The sequence below is a fragment of the Pseudomaricurvus sp. HS19 genome, assembly GCF_009857815.1.
Classification (GTDB): Bacteria; Pseudomonadota; Gammaproteobacteria; order Pseudomonadales; family Cellvibrionaceae; genus Pseudomaricurvus.
In genome coordinates, this window is record NZ_WVVW01000003.1 from 164,967 (window position 1) to 177,302 (window position 12,336).

A 12,336-nucleotide genomic window follows, 5' to 3' on the forward strand; every position below is an offset into this window, starting at 1 on the left:
ATTAGTCCTGCCCCGCTCTGCTCAACAGCAGGCTGATGTTGTTGCCGCCAAAGGCGAAGGAGTTGCTGAGGGCGTGGCGCGGTGGCGCAGCCAGGCGCTGGCCGGCGGCAGCCAGTGTCAGTGGTGCCAGCTCGGCATCCACCTCGCCCTGCAACCAGTGCGGTGGCAGGTGGCCGTCACCGTTCAGGGTCAGCCAGCAGAAGGCCGCTTCCAGGGCGCCGGCAGCGCCCAGGGTGTGGCCAACCAGCGGTTTGGTTGAACTGCAGGGCACCTGCTCTCCCAGCTGCTGGTTTACCGCCAGGTGCTCCATGCGGTCGTTCTGCGGGGTGGCGGTGCCGTGCAGGTTGACGTAGCCGATGGCGCCGGCCTCCAGACCGGCATCCGCCAGCGCGGCGCTAATGGCGGCACTGGCACCGCGCCCCTCCGGGTGGGGTGCTGAAATGTGGTGGGCGTCGGAGGTTTCGCCGACACCGCTCAGCTCTACCGGGCCAGGGTCCCGGGTCATGACAAAGACGCAGGCGCCCTCGCCAATATTGATGCCGTCGCGCTGGCTGCCGGAGGGCCGACAGGTCTGCTGGCTGACTGAATCCAGGGCGTGGAAGCCGTTCACGGTCAGGCGGCAAAGGCTGTCGACACCGCCGCACAGCACCGCATCGCAGATCCCCTGCCGCAGCAGCCGGCGGGCGCTGGCCAGCGCCTTGGCGCCGGAGGAGCAGGCGGTGGAGACGGTAATGGCAGGGCCGGCCAGTTGCAGGTGGCGGGCGAGAAATTGCGCGGGTGCGCCGATCTCCTGCTGGCTGTAGTGGTAGGTTTGCGGCAAGTTGCCGTCCGCGTCCCGCTGGCGGAACGCCTGCTCCGCCTCGCCGATACCGGAGGTACTGGTGCCCAGTACCACGCCAATGCGGTGGGCAGGGTAGCGCTGCTGCAAAGCATCCAGCTGGTCGGCCAGTTGTGCCACAGCGGTGAGCAGCAGACGGTTGTTGCGGCTCTCGTCGGTGGCGGCCAGTGGACCGGCGTAAAGCGGTGTGGTCACCTGCCCCAGGGGCAGGGTCAGTCCCGGGGTAAAGGCATCGGTAGGTGTGAGCGGCTTTGGCTCGCTGGCGAACAGCTGTGCGGCGATGGCATCAGTGTTGTCGCCGAGGGCGCAGATCATGCCCGGTTTGTGCAGGTAGACCGTGTCACTCATGGCGGTTCGCCTCGGCAGTTGTGGTGGTCTGCAGGGTAGTCACGGTCAGGCTTGTCTTCGAACGATGGTGAGTAATCACCACATGCTCGGCCGGATCGGGTATATGCCGGTCCGTGGCGGGCGTGTGGTTGGTCAGGGGGCGGTAAGTTACCGTAATCAGGGGGCGCTGCTCAAGCTGCAGGGTGCGGGAGCGGCCGTCCGTGGTGACCTGCCAGGGGGCGCCCCAGCCGGCCTGCAGTTGTGCCAGTGGCCAGTAGGCCAGCTGCAACTGCACCAGTATCCACTCGTCGGACAGTGGCAGTTGCAGGTCGTGGTAGTGCTGGCTGCGCAGGTTATGGCCATCGTAATCCAGTTGCAGCAGCCGCTGCCCCAATGAGCTGACACCGGTCAGGCGCAGCTGCTGTGGTTCCACCGCCAGCGCTGCCAGCAGCTGGTGACGGTTGTCACCCTGCTGCAGGGTCAGTTGCTGGGTGGCCTGCAGGGTAAAGCCCGCCGCGGCCGGGGACAGCAGCGGCGGTGCGTCGGGGCTGATTGCGCGGGGCACCAGCTGGCAGCCGCCCAGCAACAGCAGGACGGTCAGCAGCAGGCTGGTTGGCAGGGCGCGTTGCATCAGCTGTAGCTGCGGCAGGTTTCCACCAGTACGTTGAGGCGCCGCTCGCTCTCTTTCACGTAGGGGTTGTTGGTGTCCCAGGCGTAGCCGGCGAGGATGGAGGAGATCATCTCGCGGATGGTGGCTGACTGGTTTTTGGCGAAGATCACGTCCTGGAAGCGGCCGTCGTACCAGGCGCTGACGAAGGTGCGGAAAGTGTCCACACCCTTCTTCAGTGGCACCGCGTAGTCCGCTTCCCAGTCCACCGTTTCACCCTGCAGCTGACGGTGCAGGCAGTCATTGGCGAGGTTGGCGGACTTCATGGCGATGGTGACGCCGGAGGAGAAGACCGGGTCGAGGAACTCGCCGGCGTTCCCCAGCAGGGCGTAGCCCGGCCCCCACAGGGACTTCACGTTGCAGGAGTAACCGTTGATCTCCCGTGCCGGGGTATCCCAGCGGGCGTTGGCCAACAGCCGCGCCAGATTGGGATCTTCATTGACCAGAGCCTGCAGCCGCTCGGTAGGCTCACCGCTGTACTGGGCCAGAAATGCCGGTTCGGCCACCACGCCGAGGGAGCAGCGGCCATTGCCGAACGGGATCAGCCAGAACCACACGTCGCGGTGCTCGGGGTGGACGGTGATCAGGATCTTGTCGCGGTCGTGGGCCGGATCGTCGATGCGGTCTTCGATGTGGGTAAAGAGGGAGGCGCGCACCGGGAAATCGGAGGGGGTCTCCAGATCCAGCAAGCGCGGCAGCACGCGCCCGAAGCCGCTGGCGTCGAGGGCGAAGCGGCCACGGGCCTCCAGCACCTCGCCGGCCTCGTTGCGTACCTGCAGGCTGACGCCGTCGTCACTGCCTTCAAAAGCGATAATTTCGTGTCCGTAGAGAATGCGGGCGCCGAAACGCTCCGCTTCGTCCGCCAGGATCTGGTCGAAGCGACCGCGCTGTACCTGATAGGTGGTGCCGTGGCCGGGAGAGAACTTCTGGCGGAAATCAAAGCCGGTGTCCATGCCCTGCCAGTGGAAGGCGGCGCCGTTCTTGTATTGGAAACTGCTCTCTGCCTGCACCGCGTCCAGCATGCCCGCCTGCTCGATGAACTCCATGCACTGTGGCAGCAGGCTTTCGCCAATGGAGAAGCGCGGGAAGTGCTGCTTCTCCAGTACCAGCACGTCGTAACCCTGCTGACGCAACAGGGCGGCGGCAATGGCGCCGGAGGGGCCGGCACCGATCACAATAATGTCACTGGTCAGTGGTGCAGTGGTCATGGAGTCGTTCCTTGTGGTGAGGTTTGGGTAGAGCCGGCGCGCAACGCCAGACTCAGTAACCAGGTGAGCAGTATGCCGGGTAACACCGTCGCGCCGAAATAATGCAGTACCGGGGTCTGGCTCAGGGCCAGCAGGCCAAAGGCCAGAATCGAGGTCAGGGCGGAGAGGCTGACGGCGTCCCAAGCGTGGGGCTCGCCGGCACTTTCGCGCAGGAAGATGCCCGTATCCAGGCCGATGCCCAGCACCAGCAGTGCCGCCAGCAGGTGAAACAGGGTCAGGGGGTGGCCCTGCAGCGACAGCAGGCCAAAGGTCATCAGGGTACTGAGCAGGGGCAGGGCGAGAATGAGCCAGCCTCGGCGGCCGTAGCGCAGGCGCAGCAACAGGGCGATGGCCACGGCGGCCAGCAGCATCCACTCGCTCACCGTGATGCGGTAGCTGGCCAGCAAGCCGGAGATATCCGCTACCCGGTTCACCAGTGTCACACCGCGGTATTCATCGGCAAGGGCCTGCAGCTGTGAGTAAACGGCGGGATCGGCCACCGGCCCGAGGCTGATGACGCTGACCGCAGCCGGCAGTCCCGGGCTGGCTTCACTGTTCAGCCACAAAAAGGGCAGCAGCTGGCTGATCGGGTGGTCGGCCCAGTCGTCGGGGGTGAGCCAGCGGGGCTGGTGATTGGCCAGGTGTGCTTCGCTGGCAGAGGCGGCATCGGCGCCGGCGCCCAGGGTGGTAAACAGGTGGGCAATACCCTGCCCCTGCAACAGCTGCTGGTGCACTAGCCGGTAGTCCTGCTGCTGGCGGGCGACGGAGGGGATCACTTGTGACAGGGCCTGGTAGCTGTGCAGCTGCCGGCTGACCACCATAGTATCCAGCCGCTGGCGCAGGGCCTCTTCGGTTTGCAGCAGGGTCTCGGCATCATCGGCCTGCAGCAACAGGAAGCGGCTGGCACCGGCGCGCTGGCTCAGTTGCTGAACCCTGGCCTCATCCGCCAGCAGCGCCGCGGGCGAGCTCTGCAGGTTCTGCAGGCTGTCATCAAACCTGAGCTGGCTCAGCCCCCACAGCGCACACAGGCCAGCCACCAGTAGCAGAGCAGCCAGCCAGCGCCGCCGTGCCGCCAGGGCCGCGATGGCAGGCCAAAGGCGGGAAGTCTGTGTGGTGTCGGCAGATGGAGCCCGGGCCAGCAGGGGGAACCAGCAAACCACAGTAAGCCAGGCGCCAATCAGGCCAATGGCGGCAAACACGGCCATTTGCCGCAGCCCCGGGAAGGGGGTCAGGGCCTGGGCGCTGTAAGCCAGCACGCTGGTGATCAGGCCGAGGGTGATGCCCGGCAGGATGTGGTGCAGGGCGCGACCGCTTAGCTGACGCTGGGCACAGAGGTAATGCAGGGCGTAATCCACCGATACCCCCACCAGGCTGGCACCAAACGCCAGGGTGATGATGTGCACCCGGCCGAACAGCAGCAGGCAGGCGGTCAGCGCCAGCAGCAGGCCGGCGCCGATACTCAATAGCGGCAGTAACAGGGGGCGCGGGCTGCGGAAGTACCAGAACAGCAGCAGCACAATACCGGCCAGTGAGCCGAGGCCGATGGTGGACATCTCGCTGCGCGCCTGTTCGGCGCCGGCGGCGGCGTGAAACAGCAGTCCCGAACGCAGTAGGCGCAGTTCGTCGTCTTCCTGCAGCCTGGCCGTGGCGATGGCCGCGTCAATGGCGTTCAACAGGCGCTGCTGGTTGGCAGGATCGTAGGCGCTGCCGGCAAAGCTGGCTTGTACTACCCGGTATTGATAATCGGCGTCGCTGGCTACCAGGCCCCAGGCGTCGGGGCGGAATCCGCCCGCCGGTTGCAACTGCTGCAGCCAGCTGCCCAACAGGTTGAAAGGGTCGTCGCTGAAGGGGGCGGCCCGGGGTGGCGCCATAGGGCTGTGCAGCTGTTGCAGGCTGCGCCGGATCAGCGCCTGCTGGTCGCCGTTGTGCAGCAGTTGGCGCAGCTCCGGGGTCAGCAGTTGATAGCGGTAGGGATGGTAGAAGGTCTGCAGCTGTTGTTGCAGCTGGCTGTTGCCGCCGCTGCTGACGGCGGTGAAGTCGCCACTGCTGTTGAGGGCGTCCATAAGGCGCCGGGTGGCTGGCAGCAGTTCATCGTCGTCAGCTTTGGGGGCGCCCACCAGCAACAGGATGTCGTTGGCAAAGTGGTCGGCCATGCGTTCACTGGCCAGGTCCGCCAGCGGGGCCTGCTGGTTGGCGGGCAGCAGGGCGAGAATATTGGTATCGAAATAGTGCCCGGGGTTGGCGTCGCTGAACTTGTAGCCCAGTGCTCCACCGCAGGACAACAGCAGCAGAGCCCATACCCAGGCCTTAACCAAAGCCGGCCAACGTGCACTCATGGGTGTCCGTGCTCCGGTGCGAAAAATTCAATGCGGGTGCGATCGCCGCCGGGTTCCGCCAGTTGCAGGCTCTGCAGTTGTGCCCCGCCCTCCACGTCAATACGGCCGGCCACCCGGCCGATGACGTCATTGAGTGGCAGCAGTTGCAGCTGCCAGTCGTCGGCGCTGCCGCTCACCTGCAGGTCGAAATGCTGTTGCAACAGCGCCCAGTCACCCTGGAACACGGCGAGGAAAATATCGCTGATCACGCGGCTGAGGGGTTGCTCTGCGGCGCTGAGGCGAAACACTTCGCGACCGTCCTCCAGTTGCACAATGGCATCGCGGCTGATCTGCAGTTCGCTGGCAATGGGGCTGGTGACCTGCCACAACAGAGTGTCGTCCGTGAGGGCAAAGTGCCCCTCTGACCGTAACGGGATATCCAGCCCCTGCAGGGTCTTGTTCTGCACAAAGCGCCCATTCACCGGGCCACTCTGGGCCAGGTGGCGCAACTGTTTGGGAACTGTCTTGGACGCTGTCGGGATTTCTTCCGCCCACAGGTTACCGCTCAGTAGCCACAGCGCGATCAGCAAGGCAGCAAAAATCCTCACTGCGCCGACTCCGCAGCAGTGGCCTTGGCTACCTTCTCCAGGAATACATCCGGCGAAACAAAACAGAGCTCGTGACTGCCCGCCTCCACCGCCACCTGGATGGTGTGGCCCTTGGTGAGGCGCGCACCGCTGTCGGCGTCGGTGATGCGGTAGTCGATCTTCATGCGGTTTTCCCACTCGGTGAGGGTGGCCCGCACCTTCAGGCGCTGCTGGAACAGGGCCGGTTTGACGTAGCGGATATGCAGGTCGATCACCGGCCATAAATAGCCGGTCTCGCGCATCACAATGTGGCTGTAGTCGAGCTTGTCGAACAGGGCGCAGCGGGCAATCTCGAAGTACTTGGAGTAGTGGCCGTGCCAGGCAATCTCCATGACATCGATATCGTGGAAGGGCACGGTGACTTCAATTTCAGCACTGATCATGGCGCAACGCTCCTGTTAGTCCTTGTCGCTGTAGAGAGACCAGCTGCCCTGCTGGATCTGCTCAATCAACTGCCGCAGCTCGTTCTCCAGCGCACGGTCTTCTGCCAGCGTGGGACTGGTTTCGCGCACCCAGGCCAGGGTCTCCAGCAGTTCGCTGCCAATCTTTTCCTCTGCCAGGTCACCCTGACGCAGGCGCAGCTCCAGACCCTGGCAGCAGGCCAGCAGTACCGCTGCAGCCACCTGCTCGGTGAGCTGCAGGGCGCGCAGGCAGTCGCGGGCGGCGATGGTGCCCATGCTCACCTTGTCCTGGTTGTGGCACTCGGTGGAGCGGGAGAAGACGCTGGCGGGCATGGTTTGCTTGAGCGCCTCGGCGGTCCAGGCGGAAACGCCGATCTGCACAGCCTTGAAGCCGTGGTTAATAGCGGCACGCTCGCCGGTGGCGCCGGACAAATTGGCCGGCAGGCCGTGGTTGAACTTGGTATCCATCATCTGCGCCATCTGCCGGTCCAGCAGGTCGGCGATATTGGCCACCGCGGTCTTCAGGGAGTCCATGGCGAAGGCGATATGGCCGCCGTAGAAGTGGCCGCCGTGCAGTACGTGCTCACCCTCGGCGTCGATAATGGGGTTGTCGTTGGCGCTGTTGAGTTCGTTTTCGATGAACTGGCGCAGCCACGGCAGGCTGTCCTGCAGCACACCAATCACATGGGGCGCGCAGCGCAGGGAGTAGCGATCCTGCAGGCGGTTGGGGTTGCGTGGCGGCTCACCGGCGTGCAGGTCACGGCGCAGCCAGCTGGCGATCTGCTGCTGGCCGGGGTGGGGTTTGACGGCAAACAACGCCTCGTCGAAGTGGTGGGCATTGCCGTCCAGCACCAGGGTGGCAATCGCCGTGATGCGGGTGGCCAGGCGCGACAGGTAGTCGGCGCGGGCGTAGGCCAGGCAGGCGAGACCGGTCATCACAGCGGTGCCGTTCATGATCGCCAGCCCCTCTTTCGGGCGCAGTCGGTGCGGTTCGATACCCAGCTCGGCAAACACCTCGGCGGTGGGCCGGCGCTGGCCACGCCAGAACACCTCGCGCTCGCCGCAGAGCACGGCGGCCACGTAGGAGAGCGGCGTCAGGTCGCCACTGGCGCCGACAGAGCCCTCTTCCGGAATCACCGGCATGATGTCTTCCTGCAGCAGGCGGGTCAGTTGCTGCAGCAGCTCCACGCTGACACCGGAGTAGCCGCGGGTCAGTGAATTGAGGCGCGCGGTGACCACCGCCCGCGCCTGCAGGGGCGACAGCACATTGCCGAGGCCGCAGCCGTGGAAGGTGTAGAGGTGGCGCGGCAGGTCCGCCACCAGCTGGGGTGGAATGCTGGTGGTGCAGGAGTCGCCGTAGCCGGTGGTGACGCCGTAGATAACGCCGTCCTCTTCCAGCAGGGTCTGCAGGAACTGGCTGCCGCGGGCAATCTGTTGCAGGAAGGCGGGGTCATCGCTCAGGGCGACCGCTGGTTTCTGGCAGGCAATGTGCTGCACATCCTCGATGGTGAGGGGCTTATGGTCAAAAATAATCATGGTTTCGGCGAAGTTGATTCGGCATCCGTGTTTTGCAGATGCCAGAAAGGGTAGAAGTTATACCACTGCAGCGGCGCCAGCCGGCAGAAGTGTGTCAAGGAATCGGCCCATTGCTGCACATAGACACCCAGCTCCTGCTGGCGGCGGGCACGGGGCAGTATGATTTGTTCTGCCAGCAGGTCCATATGCAGATCCCAACGTGGCTTGCGGCTGTTGCTGTCACGCAGGCAGAAGATGGAGAGCATGGGACAGCGCAGGATGCTGGCCAGAATAAAGGGGCCGGAGGGAAAATCACAGGGATGGCCAAGAAAGTTGGCGCGGGTGGTGTTCTTGCCCCCGCTGACGGGAATGCGGTCGCCGGCGATGACGATAAACTCGCCCCGGTCCAGCTTCTCCTGCAGCATGATGGCGGTGGCCGGTCCCATCTCGGTCACCTGAATGATATTCATCTGACTGTTGCTGCCGGCCTTTTTCAGCATGCTGTTGAACTTGGCGGCGTGGGCATTGTGCATCAGCACATTCATGGTGAGGTTGGTGTTGAGTTGTGCCAGCGCCCGGCAGATCTCCAGGTTGCCCAGATGGGAGCCAATCAGCAGGGCACCGCGTCCCTCCTGTGCCAGCCGGTCAACCCACTCGTGGCCGTGGAAGCGGATGGCATTGAGCCCGATGTCACCCTGCCATACCGCCAGCTTGTCCAGCAGGCTCTCCCCGAAACTGAGAAAGTGGCGGAAGCTGTCGTACAGGCGACCGTAGCGCGGCTGGTAACAGCCGGAGGTGCGCAGGTATTGCAGATATTGCAGTGAGGCCTGGCGGGCCGTGCGGCGACCGGCAAAAAAATAGACGATGACCGGGAAGAGCGCGATGCGAAAGGGAATGCGACCGAACCAGCGGTAGACCCAAAACAGGAATTTCATGCCGGCAGTGGCGCCGGCCTCGCCCATCTGAGCCCAGTGCTGTGGTTTGTGCGGTTGCGGAGTGGTCACGGTCAGGCTCCCCGGCGTCCGCGCAGCAGCCACAGCGGCGCGCGCCACAACATGCCGAAGAACAGGCGTGCGTGCATCTTGCTGATCAGCCAGTTGTCGGCCCAGCCGCGGAAGTGGGACACACCATCCTCGGGGTAGTGCACACGAATGGGCAACTGCTCCACCGGCGCACCGCTCCAGAACCAGCGCACAATAAATTCGATATCGAAATCCATACGTTCGCCGATATGTTCACGGGCCGTCAGCCGGCAGGTGTACTCCAGCGGGTAGACACGGAAGCCGCACATGGAGTCAGTGATGGCCAGAGACAGGGTGTTGATCCACACCCACACGTGGGTCAGGTAGCGGCTGTAGTAACGGACTTTGGGAACACTCTCGTCGTAGAGCGGGTAGCCGGCAACCAGCGCATGGGGGTGCTCCCTGGCGAGATCGAGAAAGCGACCGATGGCGCCGGTATCGTGTTGGCCGTCGGCGTCGATCTGCAGGGCGTGGCTGAACCCCAGGTGGCGGGCAAACAGGAAACCGGCTTTCACCGCCCCGCCCTTGCCGCGGTTTTGCGGCAGGCGCTGCAGGTGCACCCGGGGATCGGCGGCTGCCAGTTGCCGCAGCAGGGCGGCACACTGCGGCTCACTGCCGTCGTCAATCAGTACCACCGGCAGGTCGAGGGCGCGCACCTCAGCTACCGTGTTGGCAATCACCGCCGGGTGGTTATAGACCGGGATCAGGACACAGGGGTTAAACACCGGCGCACTCCCCGTCCGCCGGGTCGGTCAGGTTGAACACCAGCCGACCGGAGGAGAACACTTGCTCGTCGTGGAAGTAGCGGAAGCTCAGTTTGCCGCTGTCGCGGTTCCAGTTCAGTTCCAGGGTGGCCTCCCGCTCCGGGCGCATCACCTGCTGGAACTTGATGACCTCAAGACGGGCAAACTGCGCCAGTGGCGTGCCGCAGTGAAGGTGGCCAAAGTGGGCGGCCCATTGCACCTGCACCACCCCGGGCAGGATGGGGGTGCCGGGAAAATGACCATCGAACCAGATCAGCCCGGCGGAGGGCTTCAGGCGGATCTGCCAGCTGCACTCGTTGAGCTGCCGGGTCTCCAGCAGCTCCGGCAGGCGGTTGCGGGTATCCGGTTGATTGCTGTCCATAAACAGGGCCTGTAGCGCGGCCAGTGGCAATTTACCCTGGCTGTTGCGTGGTAACTGGTCAACAAAACGCCAGCGCCGGGGCAGCACCGGGGTTTCAAAGTAGTGCCCCAGCCACTCACGCAGCTGCCGGCACAGACTGGCTTTGCCCAACTGTTGCAGGGCTTCCAGGCCCTCGGTGGTGAGGCGGGCTGCCACCGCAGTAGTGGTGCGGTGGCCGTCCAGAACTAGGACCGCCACCTCCTCCAGCCAGGGGTGTTGTTGCAGCTGCTGCTCCAGCCCGGAGAGCGACACCCGCTTGCCTTCAATCTTGGCAATACGGTCCAGGCGTCCCAGCAGGCGGAAACGACCGTCGGCCACGATCTCGGCGCGGTCACCGGTGGTGTACCAGTCGTCGCTGGCAAACAGCGGCGAGCGCAGCTGCAGCGCGCCTGCCGTCTCATCATTGGTATCGCCACGGACATCAATGCCGGGCAGTGGCTGCCAGAATTCGCTGTCGCCCTGACGGCGCCAGGCGATGCCACCGGTTTCGGAGCTGCCGTAGATTTCCGTGACCGGGCAGCCCAACTGGCGACCGGCCTGCAGGCTGGCCTCCTGCGACAGCGGCGCGGTGGAAGATATCACCAGTCGCCACGGGCTCTGATTTTGTCCATCCGGGCCCTGTGCGGCTGGCCAGTCCAGGCTGGCGGGCAGGCGGGTCAGGTGGGTGGGGGTGGTGACCAGCACCAGCGCCTGCTGCTGCCGGCCCTGTACCAGCAGGTCTTCCGGGTAGTGACAACATTCGCTCAGCAGTGGGCGCTGGCCGGTGAGCGGCCACAGCACCCGCCACAGCAGGCCGTAGATATGCTGGTGGCTGACGGTCCCTGCCACCAGCGCCGTGCCGGCCTGGTGGCCGAACAGCTGCTCGTGCATGGCCAGCTCTCCATCCAGCTGCGCCAGTCGGTAGGGTACGGTTTTGGGCTCACCGGTGGTGCCACTGGTGAGCACCACGACTGCCAGCTGCTCCAGGTCGAGAGCGTTGGAGGCGGTGGCTGGTAACGCAGTCTCGCTGGCAGCGACCGGCTTCGGGATCAGGGGCAGTGAACCGGTGTGTTCGAAGTCCCCCAGTAGCGCTCCGGCTCGTTGGCTTACCAGTTCCACTGTGGCCGGCAGGCGGTCACCGCACAGCAGCGCCACCTTGCCACTGTGCCACAGCGCCAGCAGGGCGGCGGCGAACTCAAGGCTGTCCTGCAGCCACACCGCTACGGTGGTGGCCGGGCAGCTGGTCAGCTGCTGTTGCCACTGGGCCACTCGCTGGCGCAGCTGCAGCCAGCTGACGGTATTACCATTGGCGATGGCCACGGTTTGCGTGTCACTGGCGGGCGCGTACAGCAGCTGGCTCAGAGGAGTGCGGGATCGGTTGCCGGTATCAGTCATACAGCGTTTTTCCGGACGCGCTGGCGCACCAGCCACTCAATGGCAAACAGCAGTCCTATCAACAGATAGGAAATCAGGCCGTTATAGAGGGCCCAGACGGCATCGCTGGCAAAGATGGTAAGCCCGGCAATGGTGCCATTGAGGATAAAAAACAGGCACCAGACCACAGTCACCTTGCGGGTATAGGCGATAGCGTGGGGGGGCAGCTCAGGCTCCTGCAGGCGGGCCATGCGCTCAATCACGGTGGGGGGGGAGATCAGGCTGAAGCCAAACACCAGCAGCATGCTGACATTGATGGCGACCGGGTAAAACTTGATGCCGAGGGTGCTCTGTTGCAGCCAGGACCAGGCGGCCAGGACCAGGCAAATGACCACCCACAGCCAGCCGCTGCGATTGCCCTTGAGGGCCCGCAGCAGGTGGATGACACCTATGGCCACCAGCAGCAGGGGCAGCCATTCGCGGTAGTCGCTCTGCACACCCAGGTAGATGGCCAGCGGATAGAGGGCCACCAGCAGCGCCAGGCCTGCCTTTAACAGCAGTTTCATGGGCTTACTGTTGTTTCAGCAGCAGCTCGACGGCTTCCACCACGTCCTGCACGGTGCGTACGGACTTAAAGGCTTCGGGTTGGATTTTCTTGCCGGTCCACTGCTTCAGCTCCACCACCAGGTCGACGGCGTCGATACTGTCGATGTCCAGGTCCTGATAGAGGTGTGATTCGGGGGTGATGTCGTCGGCATCCAGTTCAAACAGGCGCACCATGGCGTCGACGATGTACTGGTAAATCTCGGCCTGTGTTTGTGGAATCTTGTTCATGCTACC

Annotated in this window: 12 protein-coding genes; all 12 read right to left on the reverse strand. The window is 64.4% G+C overall.

From position 1 onward, the window contains the following. Position 1: 1 nt before the first annotated feature. The 12 genes from GSF27_RS11395 to GSF27_RS11450 are packed head-to-tail and all read right to left on the reverse strand — an operon-like array spanning position 2 to position 12,330. Positions 2-1,186, reverse strand: coding sequence for a beta-ketoacyl-ACP synthase (locus GSF27_RS11395; protein ID WP_160969109.1), 1,185 nt, complete (start codon positions 1,184-1,186; stop codon positions 2-4). After that, complete coding sequence (locus GSF27_RS11400; RefSeq protein ID WP_160969111.1) at positions 1,179-1,796, reverse strand: DUF3261 domain-containing protein; 618 nt, start codon at positions 1,794-1,796, stop codon at positions 1,179-1,181. Before GSF27_RS11400 ends, GSF27_RS11395 begins: the two co-directional genes overlap by 8 nt. After that, positions 1,796-3,040 carry an NAD(P)/FAD-dependent oxidoreductase gene (locus GSF27_RS11405; protein ID WP_160969113.1) on the reverse strand — a complete coding sequence of 415 codons (1,245 nt, stop codon included), beginning with the start codon at positions 3,038-3,040 and terminating at the stop codon, positions 1,796-1,798. Before GSF27_RS11405 ends, GSF27_RS11400 begins: the two co-directional genes overlap by 1 nt. Continuing rightward, positions 3,037-5,415, reverse strand: a complete 2,379-nt coding sequence (locus tag GSF27_RS11410; RefSeq protein ID WP_160969115.1) for an MMPL family transporter — start codon at positions 5,413-5,415, stop codon at positions 3,037-3,039. The genes GSF27_RS11405 and GSF27_RS11410 overlap by 4 nt, the downstream gene beginning before the upstream one ends. Beyond that, entirely contained in the window at positions 5,412-6,002 is a 591-nt protein-coding gene (locus tag GSF27_RS11415) for a LolA-related protein (RefSeq protein ID WP_160969117.1), read from the reverse strand. Before GSF27_RS11415 ends, GSF27_RS11410 begins: the two co-directional genes overlap by 4 nt. Further along, positions 5,999-6,424, reverse strand: a complete 426-nt coding sequence (locus GSF27_RS11420) for a thioesterase family protein (protein WP_160969119.1) — start codon at positions 6,422-6,424, stop codon at positions 5,999-6,001. Before GSF27_RS11420 ends, GSF27_RS11415 begins: the two co-directional genes overlap by 4 nt. Positions 6,425-6,439: 15 nt before the next feature. Then, positions 6,440-7,978 carry a histidine ammonia-lyase gene (hutH, locus tag GSF27_RS11425; RefSeq protein ID WP_160969121.1) on the reverse strand — a complete coding sequence of 513 codons (1,539 nt, stop codon included), beginning with the start codon at positions 7,976-7,978 and terminating at the stop codon, positions 6,440-6,442. After that, positions 7,975-8,961, reverse strand: coding sequence for a hypothetical protein (locus tag GSF27_RS11430; protein ID WP_160969123.1), 987 nt, complete (start codon positions 8,959-8,961; stop codon positions 7,975-7,977). Before GSF27_RS11430 ends, hutH begins: the two co-directional genes overlap by 4 nt. Before the next feature lie 2 nt (positions 8,962-8,963). Continuing rightward, the gene (locus GSF27_RS11435) at positions 8,964-9,704 is read right to left on the reverse strand and encodes a glycosyltransferase family 2 protein (protein WP_160969125.1); all 741 of its coding nucleotides are present in this window, start codon (positions 9,702-9,704) and stop codon (positions 8,964-8,966) included. Then, positions 9,697-11,517: an AMP-binding protein gene (locus tag GSF27_RS11440; protein ID WP_160969127.1), complete on the reverse strand. Its 1,821-nt coding sequence runs from the start codon at positions 11,515-11,517 to the stop codon at positions 9,697-9,699. The genes GSF27_RS11435 and GSF27_RS11440 overlap by 8 nt, the downstream gene beginning before the upstream one ends. Further along, complete coding sequence (locus tag GSF27_RS11445) at positions 11,514-12,062, reverse strand: hypothetical protein (RefSeq protein WP_160969129.1); 549 nt, start codon at positions 12,060-12,062, stop codon at positions 11,514-11,516. Before GSF27_RS11445 ends, GSF27_RS11440 begins: the two co-directional genes overlap by 4 nt. Positions 12,063-12,066: 4 nt before the next feature. After that, entirely contained in the window at positions 12,067-12,330 is a 264-nt protein-coding gene (locus GSF27_RS11450) for an acyl carrier protein (protein WP_160969131.1), read from the reverse strand. Positions 12,331-12,336 lie beyond the last annotated feature (6 nt).